This window comes from Nostoc sp. DedSLP03, assembly GCF_034530815.1.
Classification (GTDB): Bacteria; Cyanobacteriota; Cyanobacteriia; order Cyanobacteriales; family Nostocaceae; genus Nostoc.
In genome coordinates, this window is sequence record NZ_JAVRCK010000063.1 from 16,684 (window position 1) to 36,597 (window position 19,914).

The following is a 19,914-nucleotide window of genomic DNA, read 5'->3' on the forward strand; positions in this document are numbered from 1 at the left end:
TATTAAGCATCTCCATCTATTACAAACAGTCATAATTTTTCTATTAAATTTGGAGAGAAAATACAATGGTTCAACAGAATATATATCAAAGTGTACGGAAAAATCCTCCTGGGCCACGCGGTTTTCCAATTATTGGCTGTTTTCCACAAATGTCAACAAATCCATTACAATTTCTTACTAGTGCAGCGCGTGAGTATGGTGGTGTTGTCCATTTAGGGGCAATTGGCCCGCAACAACTTTACTTAATTGCCGATCCAGATTGTATTAAGTATGTGCTGCAAGAAAATCCTCAGAACTATACAAAAGGTGAAAATTTTAAGGATATAAAACTGGTAATTGGTGAAGGCTTAGTAATTAGCGAGGGTGATTCATGGCGTTCTCAGCGTCGCCTAATGCAACCATCTTTTCACCGTCAGCAAATTGCTGCGATGGTCGATGATATGACCCAGCTTACTAACCAGATGTTAGAACGCTGGCAAAAAAAGGCAGCCGGAACAACTCTTGATGTTTCTGAGGAAATGCTGCTTTTGACGCAGAAAATTCTCCTGAAGACGACTTTGAGTATCGAAGCTGAGAGCGATTCCACTGAACTAATTCAGGCTTGGAATATTATCTACAAATTCCTTAGCGATCGCTTATGGGCTGTCATCAAGCCGCCTATCAACTTCCCCACGCCAAAAAATCGCCAGTTTACCCAAGCAATCAACACCCTTCGCACAGTTGCTAACAATATTATTCAGCAACGCAAACAAGGCAATCATACTACTCATGACATACTTTCAATGTTCATGAGTACTCAGGATGAATCTGGCAAGGGATTGAGCGATGAGCAATTACACGATCAGATTGTTGGACTCTTCTCGGCTGGATTTGAAACCTCAGCTGTAACACTTGGCTGGATTTGGTATTTGCTTTCTAAATATCCCACCGTGGAACGCCAATTACAGGCAGAACTGACTACGGTATTGGCTGGAAGAACCCCAACTTTTGAGGATTTACCGCAGCTTAAATATACCAAAATGGTTGTCCAAGAAGCCATGCGACTTTATCCGGGTGCTTGGGTTTATGCCCGCAATAACTTAGCTGACGATTCCATTGGCGGCTATGATATCCCAGCTGGTTCCATGCTTTTAATTAGTCCCTTTGTTACACACCGCCTCCCCGAGTTTTGGGATAATCCTGAAGGCTTTGATCCTGAGCGATTCACACCAGAACGGTCTGCCGATCGCCCGCGTTATGCATACTTTCCTTTCGGCGGTGGCCAACGTCAGTGCTTAGGTGATATGTTTGCGTTAACAGAAATTCAGTTGATTGTGGCAATGGTATGTCAACGTTTCCGCCTCAACTTATTGCCGGAACACCCAGTTGAATACCAGCCATTGCTAACTCTGCAAACTCAAAAAGGCATCATGATGACATTAGAACCACGGACTAAAGTTGATAATGTCAGTCAGTTAAATACTCAAAAGACATTGTTAGCTCATTAATACCATTAAGACTTACGCAAAACTATATACGGTAATTGTACTAAGAATCAAATAAGGGTTTCGGCTATTGTTTGCGTAATTCTAGACCATTTCAAATGCTTGAATCTGTTGCTGTTTGAGAATTGGATAAATAACTGTCAAATTAGGTAAACTTCATAAAATTTAGTGAGTAGTTTTAGCCATGAATATTGCCAATCATATCGAGCGTGGCGAGCGATTATATCCTGAAAAGATTGCTCTGATCTTTGAAGATAAATTGTTTACCTATAAACAGCTTAATCAGCTAGTTAATCGTGTTGCTAATGGGTTACATGGATTAGGAATTGAAAAAGGCGATCGCGTCATTTTGTTTTTGCCCAATATTCCAGAATTTATCATTTGTTATCTTGGTATTCTCAAAATTGGTGCGGTTGTCGTCTCAGTCAACGTCATGCTCAAAAGCAATGAAGTTAGCTACATTTTTAATGATTGTGCTGCTAAGGCAATAATTACCACCGAGTCACTCGTTGAAAATGTACAAGAGGTAGATTTACCCGAACTAGAACATATTTTGATTGCAGAAGGTAGCACCAAAAAGGGCATTTCTTTAGCGAAAGTTATGGAAAACGCTTCTCCTAATGCTTACGCTATTGAAATAGATCGTCATGCTCCTGCTAGCATCGTCTATACATCAGGAACAACAGGTTTTCCTAAAGGAGCAACTCTTTCCCACGGCAACATAATTTCTAATATGTATTCCCAAAATCGTTGTTGTGGAATGCAACCAGACGATCGATTACTACTTTACTTACCCTTATTTCATTGTTTTGGTCAAAATGCTATTCTTAACGCAGCATTAAATGTCTGTGCTACAATTATTCTACAACGACGATTTGACCTTGAACAAGTACTTAATGCCATCGCAACTCATCAAGTAACAATGTTCTTTGGTGTACCAACGGTATTCATTAATCTGTTAAATAGTGATTTATCTAGTTACAACCTCAATAGCGTGCGTTATTACTTTTCAGCAGCTGCACCGATGCCAATTGAAGTTGCACAAACTTGGCGAGATAAGTATGGAAAGGTCATCAATGAAGGATATGGTTTAACTGAAACATCACCATGTGCATCTTATAATCATGATTTGAAATACAAACTCGGTTCCATTGGCGCTCCCATCGAGAATGTAGAAATGAAGGTTATAGACACTAAGGGTAATCAGGTAGAGCTTGGTGAACTGGGTCAGATAGTAATTCGAGGGCCTAATGTTATGCTTGGTTATTGGAATCGCCCATTTGAAACTGCTGAAGTAATTAAAGATGGTTGGTTCCATACTGGTGACATTGGTCGGGTAGATGAAGACGGTTTTTTCTACATCGTTGACCGTTTAAAAGACATGATTAATATGTCTGGATTTAAGGTATATCCAACTGAAGTAGAAAATGTAATTTATCAACACTCGTCTGTTGCTGAAGTAGCTGTATATGGTGTAAATGATGATTATAAAGGTGAGATAGTTCACGCAAATATTATTTTGAAAGAGGGTCACGTTATTAGCGAAGAACAAATTATCAAATTCTGCTCTGAAAGAATGGCAAAATACAAACTTCCCTGTAACATTAATTTTGTAGATTCTCTGCCAAAAAACCCAACTGGTAAAGTTATAAAACGAGTTTTGCGCCAGCAATCAGGTTCTAAAAGGCTTTTAACAAATAAATCGTAGTTTGAGCTAAGTACTCACTTCAAATAAAAGAAAATAGGGGAAACAGGTTTTTTATTTCCCCTATATCAAAGAATTTTCCAAAAATACGCAAGTACGTAAAAAGTCAACAGAAAGTAACAAAATTTGGCAATCATGAATATTAAATCTATCAACAAAAGCACTAATTATTCTCAAGCTTTGGGAACGAAAACTAGCCTCTCACCTAATCAAATCTCATTTGATTCAACTGGATCTTCTATTTTTTCGCCTGCATCACTGAATGAAAAATCTCCAGAGTCAGAATTAACTCAACCTACGGTTGCAGAGGCTTTAATCGAGATCCTGGAAAATTTGGGAGTTGAGTATGGATTCGGTGTTTCAGGAGGCGGTATCGGGCCATTATGGGCAACATTAAACCGTAGCAGCATCCAATTGCTTCACTTTCGCCATGAATCAGGAGCAGCCTTCGCCGCGACTGAAACTTATTTTGCCAGCGATCGCCCCGTTGTGGTATTTACTACTACAGGCCCTGGGATTACGAACGCTCTGACTGGGCTTTTCGCGGCGCGAGGGGAAGGAGCAAAGGTAATTTTCTTGTCGGCTGCAACCTCAACTGCAAATCGCGGTCGGGGAGCTTGTCAAGAAACTAGCGCCCACACAATGCCCTTCTCAGGAATTTTTACTTCCGGGCCACTATTCAATTACGCAACTATATTAGAGTCTGGGGATCAACTACCAGAAATTTCTCGCAGACTTGCCCAAGGTTTAGCCCAACCAGGCAGCTTTGTAGCCCATATTAGCGTTCCTACCCCAATCCAGACGACACCATTAAAAGCACAGTTACCTCAGCAAGGCTTTTCTCAATCTGTACCAACAGCTAGTGAGGAAGCGATCGCTGAATGTGTAAAACTGTTATCTGAAGAATCCTTTGCCATCTGGGTTGGCTTCGGGGCGCGACACGCCGCCGAGGAAATTCGCCAGTTGGCACAAAAAAGTGGGGCAGCGGTAATGACATCACCTCGCGCTAAAGGGATTTTTCCAGAACATCATCCCCAATTTATCGGTGTCACAGGTTTTAGCGGACATTTATCAGTCCTGACATATATGCAAGAGCAACGACCGCAACGCATATTAGTGTTGGGAACGCGCCTTGGTGAACCTACCTCATTTTGGAGTCCAGCGATGATTCCAAGTAATGGATTTATTCATGTTGATATCGATCCGCAAGTTCCAGGAGTAGCTTATCCATCAGTAGAGACTGTTGCTGTCCACTCAGAAATTAAAGCATTCCTCAAAGCGATATTAAAACACTTGCCGGAACGTCTTAATTGGTTTCCTAATTCCTCACTACCCCGTCCTGAAATTTACACCAATGCTCCCCGCAACAATGGTTTAGTGCGCCCCGATGTACTGATGGATGCAATACAACGGCTGATTATTGAAGGCAGCGATGCCTCAATCTTAGCTGAAGCGGGTAACTCCTTTGCTTGGGCAACTCACTTGCTGCGATTTAAGCAACCAGGTCGTTACCGGATTAGTACTGGTTTTGGCTCTATGGGTCATGCTACCACCGGGGTAGTTGGCACAGCATTAGGGCGAAAAGGTAAAGCCGTTGCAATTGTTGGTGACGGAGCAATGCTGATGAACAACGAAGTTAGCACAGCAGTGAGATTTGAGGTTCCATCTGTCTGGATTATCCTCAACGATGGACGTTACAATATGTGCGCCCAAGGAATGGCATTGCAGGGGTTAAGCGGCGAAGTTCCCATAGATACAGAGATACCGAGTACTGATTTTGCTGCGATCGCTAGAGCTATGGGAGCCGATGGCATCTGTGTTAATACTGAATTTGAACTAGAAGCAGCGCTACAAAAAGCACTTTTATCTACTCTTCCATTCATTGTTGATGTGAAAATTGACCCAACACGACCCGCACCTATTGGAGGCCGCATTCAAAGTTTGATTAAGCAAGGAGCCATAGAAGCTAAAACGGTTATTGGTCATTAGTCATTGGTCATTGGTCATTGGTCATTGGTCATTGGTCATTAGTCATTAGTCATTAGTCATTGGTCATTAGTACCAATAATTAATAACTATATAGCGTTTCCCAATCATACAAGGTATATCATAGCCCCCTCATCGCTTGCGGGGAGGGGGTTGGGGGTGGGGTTCTTTTACCTCACTCAACTGAGAATCGTATCAGTATTTTTCACTTTCATCGTGTAACACCAAAAACAAACTCAAAAGGATATTTGTCATGACAACATTAGAACCAGTAGGTATTCGTGCAGTTTCAGTTAACTTTCCTAGCATCATCCGCACAAACAATTACTACAGAGAGAATTTCCCAAAGATGGTTGCTGAGGCTGAACAAAAAACTCTAGCGAAACTGTTTGTACCCGACCAAGCCACAGTCACCAGTGATGACGATATCTGGTCACAAGAGGTAACACCATATATGTCAGACCCTTTCCGTGGTACTGTCGAACGAAGGGTGTTAGCTCCCGATGAGACTTCGCTCTCACTAGAGTATCGTGCCGCTCTCGATGCCCTCGAAGCCGCAAAGCTATCTCCTGAAGACATCGATCTCATGCTCGTTACTTCACTATTTCCAGAGCAAATCACACCTGGTAATGCTGCTTTTCTCGCTGGAAAACTGGGACTACAAGGTGCGGCGTGGAATATAGAATCAACTTGCACTTCAGCGTTAGTTTCGCTTCAGACGGCCTGTTCTTTAGTGCAAACGGGACAGTATCAGAATGTGTTAGTGGTCGTCTCAACTACATATTCACGCTATACTGACGAAAATGATACTTTAGCATTTTTATCAGGCGACGGTGCTGGAGCCTTTGTAGTTGGTAAACTGAAAGCAAACCAAGGTATTCTCGGTACTAAAATTGCCAATACTGCTGCGACCTGCGGTGCTTTCTATAATGAATTCACCACCGATGAACATGGTAACGTCAAAATGTTTATCCGAGGCGGCAAGGGTGCAAGCAAGATGTTTAACGAGACAACAGTGAAGTTTATTCGTCTATGTTGCCACGGTGCGATCGCTGATGCTGGACTCACCTTAGATCGAATCAACTTTTTTGTCTTTAATACACCCAGTGCCTGGTATTCACGAGTTTGCACCCGCGCTCTCGGTATTGAACCAGAGCGTACACTCAACATTAATCCCCTATATGCCAACATTGGGCCAACCTTTCCCGTTGCGAATCTCTACCACGCCGCCCATGCAGGTAAAATTCGTGAAAACGATCTAGTTCTCGTCTACACAATGGGTTCGTCATCTAATGCTGGTGGCTGTGTAATGCGCTGGGGCGATGTTGCGCTAGGCCCTGCTCCTGCTCCATCAGTCAGCTTTTCTCAACAAGAGGATAGAATTTTGATTCGTCAATAGGATTCTTGACTTTTATAGAGACGTGATTAATTGCGTCTCTACACTGCATACATCTAAACAGCAAAATACATACATCTTTGAAAGGAGTTTTGTGATGGAGATTACAGAGTCAATGGCACAAGTACTGACCAATTCTAACTCTGTGCTGAACGATCCAGCTTTTGTCCAGGCTTTTTTATCAGTAGCAGCATTTCCTCAAGATCCTGAGCTTGCATGGTATTTCAAGTTAGAAGAAACAATCAGGCATCTGGATGACATGCAAGCTTCTGACCATGTTGAACAGTTGCAGCTTTATCCTGGGATGGCAGAAATGATTTCGCAACGCTATTTGGGGCCTCAGTATAAATTAGAAGACCTCAATAAAGACTGCGCTCCAGGAACTCTAGGTTATGTCTACTATCATCACATGACTGAAAATGGTATTCCTGCTTATAACTATAGCGCTTATGATTCACCTGATGATTTAAACTATATCAAAATACGCAAAATGCAGACTCACGATATCTGGCACGTCATAACTGGCTATAACACAGAAATTTTGGGAGAATTAGCACTCCAGGGTTTCTGTCATGGTCAAGGCCCAACAGTCTATCAAACCTTGTTGATGACAGCTTTGGTTCTGCACTTTGCAACCATTAACACCAAGAATCTAGGCTTGGCTCTAGAGGCGCTATTTGAAGGCTGGCAACGGGGTAGTGCTGCTCATCCCCTTTGGGCTGTGCGCTGGGAAGAAATGTGGCACAGACCTTTAAAAAGTATTCAGGCAGAATATAATATACTCCCAGGTCAAGTTTTACAACGCGATCGCCTGCCAAATAATAAAATTTTCAGCCTGAAAGTATAACAATAGCAATCTTAAATGATATGCGAGAAAATGCTAAGGCAAAAGTACTTAATTATACAGGCGCTACAGCTTTTATTTATTCTCCCGTATCATTTAAGACTGCTATATATTGATTGAGACATAACTAAAATGGCTTTGTTGAATAAATTCTCAATTGCTTCTGCTGTCAGCATTGTAGCATTGTTAGCTTTAGGAACGCTTGGTACACATCCAGCCCAAGCTGCCTTGTTGAAATTTAGTTTCGAGGGTGAGGGAGTAAACGGTTACTTTACTTACGATGACAGTGCTATAGGAAGCAGTCCCTTTACACCCAATGCTACAGCATATCCTGATGGAGGATATGATTATAAATTTGACTTTGGGGAGAAGGGGGTTTTTGAAGGAAGTGTTGGTAATCCGATTATTTTTTTAGCTCGTGCTGAAGATGGTATTCCATATCCTGACACTGATGATTTTATTTGGGAAGTACGTGCTTTTCAACGACAACCAGCGTCTGAGTTTGCTTTCGTGAGCTATTTTCATTACCCAGAAGATACATTTGGTGGATCTACCGCTATACGGACAACAGTCCCAAGTACTGCAATTCTTGATGTTTTTCCAAATGTAGACCCTTCTTCTTCAAGAGGCGACCTGTTGTATACAGGAACTGTCCGAACTCGGATTGAGAAGGTTCCTGAGCCTACATTCTTGCCTGCATTGTTAGGAGTAGGCGCTTGGTTTTTGTTCCGTCGTCAGCACCGACATATTATTACTGAAGAGAATTAATTATAGTAAACCAACTTAGTATATTTAAGTCTTTTTTAGTACTTTATTAAGGTTAGTTTCAGAAACTAATTGGGCAATCAATGTTTTTTAGAGGTAATAAAAATGGCTCTATTGAATAAATTATCGCTTTCGGCTATTTCAAGTGCAGCAGCGTTACTTGCGTCAGTAACATTAAACATAAATACTGCTGAAGCTGCCCTGTTTAAATTTACTTTCGAGGGCGAGGGAGCAAATGGTTACTTTATCTATGATGATTCAGCTAAGAAGCTAGAACCTCTCGGAGAGAACTTTCCTCTTGCTGAGTATGATGGCTCAGTGAAACAATATTCGATTAATGCAGGGGGTGTTGTTACCGAGGGAACAAAAGGATCGCAGCAAGATATACATGATGAGGCCAGAAATATTGTTTATCTTAGCCGTGCTGGTAATTTAGGCTACGATGGTGGCGTTGATGACTTTATTCTTTACGTTCCTCCGGCTGCCAGTGGGCGGCAATACGGTTTGTCAATTCGCTTTAGTTACCCAGAGGGAACCTTTTCAGATTCTGTTGCCATCCGCACAAGTGTACCTGACACCGCTAGACTCAGAGTTTACCCATACTGGGATTTCCCTAATACGACGGGAGACTACACATTTCAAGGAACTGTTAAAACAAAAATCGAACAGATTCCTGAACCTGCATCAGTGTCTGCATTACTGGGAGTGAGTGCTTGGTTTATTTTCCGTCGTCAGCGCCGACAACTATTATCAGTACAGGATTAATTATAGCGAACCAACTTAGTAGTATGATTAAGGCTTTTTCTGTTGGTTTATTAAGTCTTAATATTATCAAAATCAGGCAGTTTATGATATTCTTCGTGTGTCAGCTTTCCTATAACCTGATTTCTGAAAAATGGCGAAAACTTATTATTACTAATGTTTTTCACCATAAAATTTTTGAGACAGTTTAAAAAATTTAATTTGGCAATCAATCTTTTTTAAAGGTAAGAGAAATGGCTCTATTTGATAAATTCTCACTTCCTGTTATTTCCAGTGCAGCAGCATTCCTCATATCAATAATATTAAATATAGACACTGCTCAAGCAGCTTTGTATCGATTCAGCTTTGAAGGTGAGGGAGTGAACGGTTACTTTACTTACGATGACACTGCCATAGGAACTCCAGATTCACCGAAGTCTACCCTATATTTTGAAGGGGGATATGATTATAAATTTGACTTGGGGGAGAAGGGAGTTTTTCAAGGAACTGTTGGCAATCCGATTGTTTTTTTACCCCGTCAAGAAGATGGTCTTACATCACCTGATACCGACGATTTTATTTGGGAAGTACGCGCTTCTCAACGGCAGCCAGCGTCTGAGTTTGCTTTGTTGAACTATTTTCATTATCCAAAGGGTACATTTGGGGAATCTACCGCCATCCGAACAACAGTTCCAAGTACTGCAATTCTTGATGTCTATCCAAATGCGGACTTTCCTAATTCAATAGGCAATCTACTGTATACAGGAACTGTCCAAACCCGAATTGAAAGGGTTTTTGAACCTGGAATGTTGCCTGCATTGTTAGGGGTAGGCGCTTACTTTATCTTCTGTCGTCGTCAGCGCCAAGGAAAACTAATTGATATCTAAGATTGACGCTGGTTTAGTTAACTTTTAGTTCAATCTAGATTGCTCCTCTTTCATCACCTTTGGTCAAACTTTCTATTGCTAAACAATCGTTATATCTAAAGAATGAAAGAGGGTTACAAATAGTTTTATTGTTTTTTAACTCTTTAATATCAATCATTTCTCTAGAATTTCTCAGAACATATCATCTATACCTGATATATATCGTATCAAAACTATAATAGGCGATCGCACTCTTCAAAGCAGCACATAGCTATTGATATTAAGAAATAGCAAACATCAATAATCAAACAATCCGAAATAATACAGCAGCAAGCAGCAGTTTTAGCTTACAATGACTTATTTCGCTACAGTACCTTCATCATTCTTGCTAGTTATCTACCTTTACTGTTTCTGAAAGTTAGACTAAAAAATCGAAAAAAATCTCTAATTATCTTGAGTTGAAAGAGTCGCTAACTAAAACTTTGTATTGAGACAAAAATTAAGTTTTTAAGGGTTAAATCAACATGGATAAGTTCACATTGCTTACACATACATACCAACAAAATCATATATCAGCGCCACTTGCAGAATGGCGGGTGCGAGGACTCCGAGGTGCAACTACAGTTAGCCAAAACTCAGCACAAGCGATCGCTGAGGCTGTAGATGAGTTATTGAATGCTTTAGAAGCAAACAATCCTTTAGATCCTGCTGAAATTGTTAGTGTCACCTTTTCAGCGACTCCTGATTTAGATGCAATGTTTCCAGCTGCGGTGGCACGTCAACGTCCTAACTGGGATCGAGTTCCTCTATTGGATGTCCAGCAAATGCAGGTAAACGGTAGCCTGAAATGCTGTATTCGGGTGCTAATTCACTTTAATACCCCCATGCCTCAAAATGCATTACGCCCGATCTATTTACGTGGTGCTGCACAGTTACGCCCAGATATAGCGAGATGCAGTTAGGCGTAGCCCGTCGCAGATATCGCTATATCTCGAAAAAATAATTATATATTTGAGAGGTCTTATGCTTCCAGAAAAGCTGAAACAAATTGACCAACAACTCATTGATTTACTAAGTAAAAGAATTGCAGTTTTAGCTGAATCACAATTTATATCTTTAGAAGAACAAATTACTAATTTTGCATTCTCCTTAGTGCAGGCTGGTGTTCCAGAGTCAATGTGGAAAAACCTGGTTACAGGTTGTACCTCTGCTGCTAATGCATTTTCGCCTCCAGCAAATACCAAACCACGACGGGTTACTCTAGTTGGTGGGCGCGGGATGATGGGGTACTTTTTTCAGCAGAAGTTATCAGCCGCCGGTCACTACATCAGTATTCTCGATCAAGGAGACTGGGAACAAGCAGAATCGCTACTAAAAAAAGCAGATTTAGTTTTAGTTTGTGTTCCTATTGAATATACAATAGAGGTTATCCATAAACTTGCTAAATACTTATCTCCAACTACTGCTTTAGCTGATATTGCTAGTATTAAAACTCCAATATTACAGACTATGCTTGAGCAGCATAGTGGCCCAGTAATGAGCTTACATCCAATGTTTGGCCCAGGCATAAAATCCTTCTTGTGCCAAAAGGTGGTAGTCTGTTCTGGTCGTGGAGACGATGCATTTCAATGGCTTTTGGATTTAATTGAACATGATGGTGGTAAACTGATTGTGTCAACACCAGAAGAACACGATGAAATGATGATTGCTGTTCAAGCAATCCGTAATTTTACAACGTTTAGTCTTGGTGTTTTCCTAGCAGAACAAAACATTGACATCCATCGGAGCTTAGATTTTTCAAGCCCAGTTTTTCGTCTAGAAATGGACATAGTTGGTCGCTTGTTTAGCCAGTCTGCACCTCTGGTAGTGGATATTATGCTTGCGACATCAGAGCGTCAAGAAGCTATTGGGCAGCTAGCGATCGCTTATAATCGGTTGGCGCAATTAGTTATTCAAAACGATCGAGATAGTTTAATTCAGGAGTTCAAAGCAACTCATAGTTTTTTGGCAGAAGAAATGCACTCTGCTGTAGAAGAAAGTACTCATGTAATTGACTTCTTGAGCACACTCTTAGCAGCTAAAGATGTCGAACAAAAACAACTATGTTTTAGTAAACATACGATGCCTTCTCTACGAGAGGCTTCTCTTTCAGAGACGCTAACGCGAACGCCAACGGCGGGCGTAGCGATCGCTAATCAACCTATAGCACCACGAGCCGAGGTTCTTTCTCATGGAAGAACTATTGAATCCAAAGGGTAGAGTGCATTCGCGCAGCATCTCGTAAGAGTTGGACACAAAGAAATCAGAGTTTCAAAGAGTTCTTGCGTAAGTCCAATTCCTTGTAGACTCAATGCTAATTTTTACAATCAAAATCAAAAATGTTAACTAGAAAGCAATTTTTAACGATGAGTGTAGGTTTAGGAGCCGGAGTTCTGCTCCCCGAACTACTTAAAGGAAAGAGAACTCATGCAGCCTCGCCCTCACTTTCAAAATTTACCGAGTCTCTGCCCATTTCATACCCAATTTCACCGCCTAGTACCTTAGATATTGCACCAGGTACACACTCGTTCCACAGCAGCTTAGGGTCTTCTACCACCTGGGGTTACGGCGGATTGTCTTATCTTGGCCCCACTTTCGAGGTAGCAAGGGGAACGCCCGTTAGGATTCAGGCATTCAATAAACTTGGCACTCATCCATTAGCTAGGTCAGTAGATACAAACTTGCATGGTGTCAATGCATCCGACATAACTAATCCCCGAACAATCATCCACTTACACGGCAGCAATACCAAACCTGAAAGCGATGGTTATTCAGAAGATACATATCTGCCTGGACAGAGCAATGTGTACAACTACAACAACAATCAAGAGGCAGGAACACTCTGGTATCATGACCATTCCCTTGGCATGACCGCCTTGAACCTCCAAGCCGGGTTAGCTGGAATGTATCTGATTAGGGATGATGACGATCCCATTGGTGGCAATGGCCCCCTTGGTATCCCTGCTGGAGCGCCTTATGAAATACCGTTGGTGCTGCAAGATCATTCCTTCGATTCCAATGGTTCCATGTCCTTTCCAGCGACATGGAAAACTGAGTTTTATGCTGATGTTGCTGTCGTCAACGGCAAGGCTTGGCCAAACCTCAATGTTGACCGAACTTTGTACCGCTTCCGCATCGTCAACGCCTCAAACTCCCGATTCTTCAGATTAAAGCTGTCGTCAAATCAGCAACTAATTCAAATTGGCAGTGACGGAGGATTCCTAAACGCTCCAGTATATTTGTCTAAGCTACTGCTAGGGCCTGGTGAACGAGCAGACGTGCTCATCGATTTTTCTCAAAGCCTGCCAGAAGACAAGATTGTATTGCAAAACGACGCTGCTGCACCGTATCCCAAAGGTTTAGCTACGGTAATTGCTCAGGGTTTCTTTAAAATGCCAGAAGTTATGCAGTTTACAGTGAATCAGGGTGCTGCCGTTCCTAAAGCTATTCCCACAAGGCTGCGAGTAAACAATCCATTAATCACAAAAATTGCTACGAAACCAGTCAAAGAGCGCAACCTGGTTCTAATAGATATTTTGGACTCTAATTTTAAAGTCTTAGCCATGATACTCAACGCCGTTTACTGGCATGAGGCAGCCAACCACCCAGAATTGAGAGAGCAACCACAAGTAGACACAGTAGAGCAGTGGAACTTTATCAATCTTCAGCCATTTGCTCACACAATGCACCTGCATCTAGTACCATTTCAAATCCTCAACCGTCAATCAATCAATGATACTGCATACTCAGCAGCATACAGGGCTACTGGGCCGCGTAAAGTACTCATGCACAACGCACCTGGTGGGGATACAGTCCCATACGGTTATCCACCACTCGACCCTACCCCCTATTTAAAAGGTTCAGCAAAACCGCCAGCAGCGAACGAGGCTGGTTGGAAAGATACTGTAGTAGTCAATCCGTTTGAGGTGGTTCGTGTGATAGTTCCTTTTGGTGCTAAAGCCGCAGCAAACTTACCTTTTGGCAATTCATTCACTGGACGATTTGTGTGGCACTGCCACATGCTGAATCACGAGGATAACGACATGATGCTACCTTTTGACGTTCTACCGTAGCTTCGTATGTGTTGAGAAGAGAATCAAAGATGGGGTTTTTTAGGAATAAGTCATTCGACCTCTTGCAAAAAGAACTTTTGCAAGAGGTGGGAAAAGGGGAAAGGTTAAAGGGGAAAGGGAAAATAACAAATCTTTCCCCCTTTTCCCGACAAATGCCAAGAAATCTATTAACCAAAGACGATCTTAATAGTGATTTGAAATAAAAGGAAAAATAGAATGAATTTTGACAAAAAACTTGCAGCTACTTTTACTGGTACGATCTGTTTTCTAACGGCTATGATGGCTCCTGTTTCGGCTGCCATGTTTAATTTTTACTACTCTGGTACAAGTGTACTGAACCCAAATGACAATGTTATAGCCAGTGGAACATTAACAACTAGCTCTTACCATTCCGCCACAAATAGTTATGAGATTATAGATATTACTGGCACTAGAAATAGCGATCCAATAGAATCTTTATTACCTCCAGGTTCATTTCTTGACAATGACAATCTCTTACTAGCTGATTCTCCAGCATTGAGTGAATTTGGATTTGCTTTCACCGCAGGAAAAGTGTCATACAATATTTTTAACACTTATGACTATTTAGAAGTTGGATATCAAGGTTACTATACAGGTTATCCCCTCAGTTCTTTTTCTATAACACCTATACCTGAGTCTTCTTTAATGTTGGGAATATTAAGTCTAACTGTTTTAGTAGCTATCAACAAAATCAACGTTAGGCTCGCTCTTAAAAAAATCAATCATTCCAATGGAGGCATTGCTAATTAACAGATAGTTTTAAAAGTTTATCACCGGGATTTTAAGTACTTTTAGATTCCCTCTAACCTTCTATCAAAGCCTACGGACTACACACAAATAATTTAATTACCCCAAATCCCGTTTTTAGTTGCACGTCAAGGCTAAAACAGTGTATTAGAAAAAAGCATAATGCATTAATTTATCTCAATTTTATCAAAAATCTATTACAACATTTTAGCCTTGTCACCCTAATTCATAATAGGGATTTTAGGTAATTACAATTAGTCCTTTCAAGGTGTTGTGTGACGGCTTGATTTGTAGTTTGGCAATATTTTACGCCAATGGCTGAGATTGTCACAGATATTTACAGAGAAACATTCTACTCTAGATAAATTGCGATCGCGCTACCGTTCTCAAATTCTCCCAACATCCTATTGCATCCGATTTGAAACCACATTGCATAGATACATCCCATTGGTCACTTACTATATTACCTCTTTGCCAAGCAATTTGACTGACGTAGAAATCTTCGCCATCTCCTAGATTAGCAAGTTGGCTAGGAGTAAGCATAAGGATTAAACAATAGCGTGTAGAACAGAGTTTGAGGTTAGCGCTAGCATCGCTGAAAGCCCCCATAACTGTATAGTCACAGCCATATTTTTCGCCATCAATTGCAATGCTGCAAGTTGATGGATAAAAGGTTTGGTGATATCTAAAATTATTGGCTGGTTTTGCTAATGTAGGGCTAGCATTTAGGCTTAATAGACCAACGGAGGTGAGTAAGGATACAACCATTCTTTTCAACATTATTCTGACCATTATAAAAATTATTGTTATGGGTGATGCAACCTTAGTAAAAATTCGTACACTAGTTTTACTATTGGCAATGAGTTACACAATATCTGACATATTCATGCAACACATCCACCTTTTCTGCTTGTTTGTGTGCAGTTCTCATACCTAAAGAATGCACAAATGCGATCGCACTATTGCAGAAAACTGCGTAATTAATGAATATTCGCTTGTTTATCGTCCCAAGGTGCAGTTTTATTAGATACTCAAATAATCATGATGAATAGCACCCTATGACGATAAGATACGCATTACACAGGTGTTTGCAGTTTGGATTGGCAGGGTTAGCGGGCTGCTTAAGTGCAAGTATCTTCACTGCTAAAACTCAGGCACAGCAAAGTAATATCGTACCCGACAAGACACTTGGCGCTGAGTTCTCTCAAGTTATAGGCAACTTTCAGGGACTACCTATAGAACTAATTACGGGTGGTGCAACTCGCCAAATCAATCTGTTTCACAGCTTTGGAGAATTTAATATCAGCGAGGGGCGGGGGGCGTATTTCTTGAGTCCTAGCGCAGATATTCAAAATATTCTGGTACGGGTGACGGGGAATAACCCTTCAGAAATTTTGGGGAGACTCGGCACACTTGGTAGTTCTAATCCTAATGTATTTTTGATAAATCCTAATGGGATTGTGTTTGGAAAAGATGCCAGTCTAGATGTGCAGGGTTCTTTTGTGGGGACGACGGCGAACGGAGTACAGTTTGGTAATCAGGGTGTTTTTAGTGCCACAAATCCCCAAGCCGCGCCATTATTGACTATTAATCCTTCGGCTTTATTTTTTAATCAGATTAATAAGAATGCAGCAATTCAAAATAGCTCAATTGTACCAGCAGGAATATCTCCTTTAGGCATGAATGCATCTGGTTTACGAGTGCCAGATAGGAAGAGTTTACTACTTGTAGGTAGCGACATTAATATGGATGGTGGCAGATTGCGAGCCTATGGTGGTCGAGTTGAGTTAGGAGGATTGTCTGCTCCTGGAAATATTAATCTTCAGCTAGATGATAATAATTTCAGTCTAACGTTTCCAGAGAATGTCACCCGGGCAGATGTGTCTCTCAAAAATGCTGCAAATATAAATGTAAGCGCTAGTGATGGTGGAGACATCATAGTCAACGCTCGTAATATAGATATTTTAGAAGAAAGTCTGCTGATTGCTGGCATTGGGCAAGGTTTGGGTACACCTGAGACTGTTGCAGGTGATATTACACTTAATGCTACCGGAGAAATCAAAGTTGCTGGAGTTGGGAGTGGAATTCGCAATTTTGTGAATTCGGGAGCAAAAGGCAATGGAGGTAATATTACCATAAATTCTAATTCCCTTATCTTAGAGGATAGCGCTCTACTTACTGCCTCAAATTTAGGACAAGGGAATGCGGGAAATATCATTATAGATGCTCGTGAAAATGTTTTGTTTAATGGGGCTAATGTTTTTAGCGCAATTGGATATGAAGCAGTCGGGAATGCTGGCAATATTTCCATTAAAGCTGGGTTAGTATCTTTGAGCAATAATACAAACTTGTTTACTAGTACTGGTGGACGAGGAAATGCAGGGATTATTAATATCAATGCACGCGATAGTGTCTCTTTTGATCAAAGGAGCCAGGCTTTTAGCGAAATGAGAACTCAAGGAGTAGGAAAAAGCGGCAATGTGAATATCAACGCCAGGTCGCTGTCTGTGAAAAATGGTTCAGAACTGAGTGCTAGCAGTTTTGGACGGGGAGATGCTGGTAATGTAACCATTAATGCTAGCGATACAGTAAATTTTGATGGAGCAGACAGTGGGGCTTTGAGCATATTAGGAGAGGGAGCGGTAGGTAAAGCTGGTGGCATCAATATCACCACTAAGTCACTTTTTGTCACTAATAACGCAGGATTATCAGCCAGTACTAGTGGACGAGGAGATGCAGGCAATGTGAATATCAACGCCAGTGATATAGCCTTCTTTGATGTGGGAAGCCTAGCCTTTGCTCTTGTAAATCCTAGAGGAGTGGGGAAAGCAGGTACGATAAACATCAACACTAGAAAGCTCTCTGTGAACAACGGGTCACAATTGAGTGCCAGCAGTTTTGGTCAGGGAGATGCTGGTAATGTAACCATTAATGCTAGCGATACAGTAAATTTTGACGGTGCAGACAGTGCGGCTTTCAGTATATCAGGAGCTGAAGCAGTAGGCAAAGGAGGTGGTATTAACATCACCACAGGCTCACTGTCTATGACAAATGGTGCTTTTTTAACTACTAGCACCCTTGGACGAGGAGATGCAGGTAATGTGAGCATCGATGCTCGTGATACAGTTGTTTTTGATGGTATAGGCAGTAATGGATTAAATAGCGCGGCTCGCAGTTTGGTACTAGCAGGAGCGGTAGGTAACGGTGGTAAAATCCTGATTAATACTGGATCAGTAGTCATTACTAATGGTGCTGGCTTAGAAGTAAGCACTGCCGGAAAGGGAAATGCTGGTAATGTGATAATTAATGCCAGTGATACAGTCTCTATTGACAGAAGTAGTAAAATTTCCAGTAGTGTCAGAGCAACAGGTGCGGGTAAGGGAGGGGATCTCAATATCACTACTGGCTCACTTTTCTTGAACAACGGCGCTCAATTAGCTTCTGGTACTGTTGGACGAGGGGATGCAGGAAATGTGTTTATTAGTGCTTCTGGTTCTGTTTCAATTTCAGGAAATAATACTGCCATCCTCAGTGACGTGAACTCCAAAAATGAGGGTAATGGTGCCAATATCAACATCAAGGCCGCTTCACTCTCCATTAGTGATGGCGCTCAACTAGTAACCTCTGTTGAAAATAATGATGATAGTTCTGTTAGACAGCCATTCAACCAGGGAAGTGCAGGCAATGTTAATATCGATGTCACGGGTGCAGTTGCGATCGCTGGAATCAGAGAAGGAAAGACAACTGGAATTATAAGCGACTTAGGAAGAAGAACGGTTGGTAAAGGCGGAGACATTAATATATCCTCTGGCTCGTTATCTGTAACAGATGATGCCAGAATTTCGACTAGTACCTCTGGAGAAGGAAATGCAGGTAATGTCTTCATACAAGCTAAGGATTCTGCGTCTTTTTCAAATGGTTTTATATTTAGTTCTATAGAAAGTGAAGGATTAGGTAATGGTGGAGAAATCAATGTTACAGCGAACTCTCTCTCACTATCGAATGGCGCTCAATTTGTTACCACTAGTCGTGGACTTTTTGCTGGTGTAGAAATTACTTCTCCTGGAAATCCTTCTGTAGATGCTTTTGAATTTATTAGCAATTACCTTAAAGCTGGCAATATCCAGATTAATGCAACTGACAGTGTTAAGATTTCTGGTTTTAATTCAATCACTGGCAGTTCCAGTGGATTATTTACAGATACTGAAACTTCAGGTAATAGTGGCAATATCGCTGTAAATACTGATGTTTTTCTAATATCTGATAGTGCTTTATTAGACGCAAGAACTTATAATTTTGGTGATGGTGGAAATATTACAGTCAATGCACGAATAGTGGAGGCTCGTAATGGTGGGCAACTTATTACAAATACCACGAGAGGTGGTAATGCAGGTAAGATTATAGTCAATGCTAAAGACCAAGTAATTGTTTCAGATACCTACATAAATCCTGATAATACAGAAACTCAACTTCCTAAAAGGTTTCCCGAAGATGATGCTAATAGTGGTTTCTTTGTTCGTTCTTCAGGCTTTGGTGTTGCAGGTGATATTGAAGTTAACTCGCCCAAAGTTACTTTAGATAAACAGGGAAGATTCATTGCTGAATCAGCATCAGGCAATGGGGGTAATATTAAGCTGGTAATTAGGGATTTACTTCTAATGCGGCGTGGTGGTCAAATCTCCACTAACGCAGGTACGGCACAAGCTGGTGGTAATGGCGGTAACATCAATATCAACTCAAAATTTATTGTCGCCCCTTCCAAAGAAAACAGCGACATTAGCGCCAACGCCTTTCAAGGACGCGGTGGAAATGTCGAAATTAACTCGCAAGGTATCTTCGGTATCGAGTCGCGGACAAAACCAACGGAAAAAAGTGATATTACAGCTAGTTCTGAACAAGGTGTTTCAGGTGCTATCAACATTAACGCACCTGATACTAGTTCCATTCAAAACAGCTTCACCGAATTACCCCCAGTCATCGACACCAGCGCACTCATCGCCAATAGTTGCATTTCACGCGGCACAAAGCGACAAGAAAACTCTTTTACTATTACAGGTTCTGGTGCTTTAACTACTAATCGTCCTGGGGTTTTGGTTTCTAACTACACAACTGGTGAAGTAAGAGGTGTGGAAACTACATCCCGTCCTTGGAAGAAAGGCGATCCGATTATCGAACCGACTGGTCTATATCGGCTGAATAATGGGCAGTTGCTATTGAGTCGAGAATGTTCTAATTAATGTTATATAT

The 19,914-nt window shown here is 41.3% G+C and carries 14 protein-coding genes; 13 read left to right on the top strand and 1 reads right to left on the bottom strand.

From position 1 onward, the window contains the following. Positions 1-65: 65 nt before the first annotated feature. The 12 genes from RM368_RS25635 to RM368_RS25690 all read left to right on the top strand — a co-directional run bounded on the left by RM368_RS25635 (position 66) and on the right by RM368_RS25690 (position 14,670). The gene (locus tag RM368_RS25635; protein WP_322696643.1) at positions 66-1,487 is read left to right on the top strand and encodes a cytochrome P450; all 1,422 of its coding nucleotides are present in this window, start codon (positions 66-68) and stop codon (positions 1,485-1,487) included. A 181-nt stretch (positions 1,488-1,668) separates the two neighbouring features. Next, on the top strand, positions 1,669-3,192 hold the full coding sequence (locus RM368_RS25640) for a long-chain fatty acid--CoA ligase (protein WP_322696644.1): 1,524 nt from the start codon (positions 1,669-1,671) through the stop codon (positions 3,190-3,192). Positions 3,193-3,324: 132 nt separating this feature from the next. Then, a complete protein-coding gene (locus RM368_RS25645; RefSeq protein ID WP_322696645.1) occupies positions 3,325-5,178 on the top strand; it encodes a ScyA-related TPP-binding enzyme in 1,854 nt (617 codons plus the stop codon). A 250-nt stretch (positions 5,179-5,428) separates the two neighbouring features. Beyond that, on the top strand, positions 5,429-6,574 hold the full coding sequence (locus RM368_RS25650) for a 3-oxoacyl-ACP synthase III family protein (RefSeq protein ID WP_322696646.1): 1,146 nt from the start codon (positions 5,429-5,431) through the stop codon (positions 6,572-6,574). A 94-nt stretch (positions 6,575-6,668) separates the two neighbouring features. Further along, positions 6,669-7,418 (top strand): Coq4 family protein, encoded by a 750-nt coding sequence (locus RM368_RS25655; protein WP_322696647.1) that lies wholly within the window; start codon positions 6,669-6,671, stop codon positions 7,416-7,418. Between the two features lie 129 nt (positions 7,419-7,547). After that, the gene (locus RM368_RS25660; protein ID WP_322696648.1) at positions 7,548-8,183 is read left to right on the top strand and encodes a PEP-CTERM sorting domain-containing protein; all 636 of its coding nucleotides are present in this window, start codon (positions 7,548-7,550) and stop codon (positions 8,181-8,183) included. A gap of 102 nt (positions 8,184-8,285) precedes the next feature. Continuing rightward, positions 8,286-8,945 (top strand): PEP-CTERM sorting domain-containing protein, encoded by a 660-nt coding sequence (locus tag RM368_RS25665; protein WP_322696649.1) that lies wholly within the window; start codon positions 8,286-8,288, stop codon positions 8,943-8,945. A 230-nt stretch (positions 8,946-9,175) separates the two neighbouring features. After that, complete coding sequence (locus tag RM368_RS25670; RefSeq protein ID WP_322696650.1) at positions 9,176-9,808, top strand: hypothetical protein; 633 nt, start codon at positions 9,176-9,178, stop codon at positions 9,806-9,808. Positions 9,809-10,311: 503 nt separating this feature from the next. Beyond that, positions 10,312-10,749 (top strand): chorismate mutase, encoded by a 438-nt coding sequence (aroH, locus tag RM368_RS25675; protein ID WP_322696651.1) that lies wholly within the window; start codon positions 10,312-10,314, stop codon positions 10,747-10,749. Positions 10,750-10,810: 61 nt separating this feature from the next. Further along, positions 10,811-12,046, top strand: a complete 1,236-nt coding sequence (gene tyrA, locus RM368_RS25680; RefSeq protein WP_322696652.1) for a bifunctional chorismate mutase/prephenate dehydrogenase — start codon at positions 10,811-10,813, stop codon at positions 12,044-12,046. Between the two features lie 119 nt (positions 12,047-12,165). Next, positions 12,166-13,899 carry a multicopper oxidase family protein gene (locus RM368_RS25685; protein ID WP_322696653.1) on the top strand — a complete coding sequence of 578 codons (1,734 nt, stop codon included), beginning with the start codon at positions 12,166-12,168 and terminating at the stop codon, positions 13,897-13,899. Positions 13,900-14,115: 216 nt separating this feature from the next. Next, positions 14,116-14,670 (top strand): hypothetical protein, encoded by a 555-nt coding sequence (locus RM368_RS25690; RefSeq protein WP_322696654.1) that lies wholly within the window; start codon positions 14,116-14,118, stop codon positions 14,668-14,670. A gap of 354 nt (positions 14,671-15,024) precedes the next feature. On the opposite strand, the gene RM368_RS25695 is transcribed toward RM368_RS25690, so the two are convergent. Then, positions 15,025-15,435 (bottom strand): hypothetical protein, encoded by a 411-nt coding sequence (locus RM368_RS25695; protein ID WP_322696655.1) that lies wholly within the window; start codon positions 15,433-15,435, stop codon positions 15,025-15,027. A 290-nt stretch (positions 15,436-15,725) separates the two neighbouring features. Between RM368_RS25695 and RM368_RS25700 the strand changes: the two genes are divergently transcribed. Continuing rightward, positions 15,726-19,904 carry an S-layer family protein gene (locus RM368_RS25700; protein ID WP_322696656.1) on the top strand — a complete coding sequence of 1,393 codons (4,179 nt, stop codon included), beginning with the start codon at positions 15,726-15,728 and terminating at the stop codon, positions 19,902-19,904. The last annotated feature ends 10 nt before the right edge of the window (positions 19,905-19,914 follow it).

Excerpts from the sequence above, each read along its gene's own strand:
- RM368_RS25650 (WP_322696646.1), top strand. The coding sequence starts at position 5,429 with ATGACAACATTAGAACCAGTAGGTATTCGTGCAGTTTCAGTTAACTTT.
- RM368_RS25640 (WP_322696644.1), top strand. The coding sequence starts at position 1,669 with ATGAATATTGCCAATCATATCGAGCGTGGCGAGCGATTATATCCTGAA.
- RM368_RS25685 (WP_322696653.1), top strand. The coding sequence starts at position 12,166 with ATGTTAACTAGAAAGCAATTTTTAACGATGAGTGTAGGTTTAGGAGCC.
- RM368_RS25635 (WP_322696643.1), top strand. The coding sequence starts at position 66 with ATGGTTCAACAGAATATATATCAAAGTGTACGGAAAAATCCTCCTGGG.
- RM368_RS25695 (WP_322696655.1), bottom strand. The coding sequence starts at position 15,435 with ATGGTTGTATCCTTACTCACCTCCGTTGGTCTATTAAGCCTAAATGCT.
- RM368_RS25700 (WP_322696656.1), top strand. The coding sequence starts at position 15,726 with ATGACGATAAGATACGCATTACACAGGTGTTTGCAGTTTGGATTGGCA.
- RM368_RS25690 (WP_322696654.1), top strand. The coding sequence starts at position 14,116 with ATGAATTTTGACAAAAAACTTGCAGCTACTTTTACTGGTACGATCTGT.
- RM368_RS25665 (WP_322696649.1), top strand. The coding sequence starts at position 8,286 with ATGGCTCTATTGAATAAATTATCGCTTTCGGCTATTTCAAGTGCAGCA.
- tyrA (WP_322696652.1), top strand. The coding sequence starts at position 10,811 with ATGCTTCCAGAAAAGCTGAAACAAATTGACCAACAACTCATTGATTTA.
- RM368_RS25670 (WP_322696650.1), top strand. The coding sequence starts at position 9,176 with ATGGCTCTATTTGATAAATTCTCACTTCCTGTTATTTCCAGTGCAGCA.
- RM368_RS25660 (WP_322696648.1), top strand. The coding sequence starts at position 7,548 with ATGGCTTTGTTGAATAAATTCTCAATTGCTTCTGCTGTCAGCATTGTA.
- RM368_RS25655 (WP_322696647.1), top strand. The coding sequence starts at position 6,669 with ATGGAGATTACAGAGTCAATGGCACAAGTACTGACCAATTCTAACTCT.
- aroH (WP_322696651.1), top strand. The coding sequence starts at position 10,312 with ATGGATAAGTTCACATTGCTTACACATACATACCAACAAAATCATATA.
- RM368_RS25645 (WP_322696645.1), top strand. The coding sequence starts at position 3,325 with ATGAATATTAAATCTATCAACAAAAGCACTAATTATTCTCAAGCTTTG.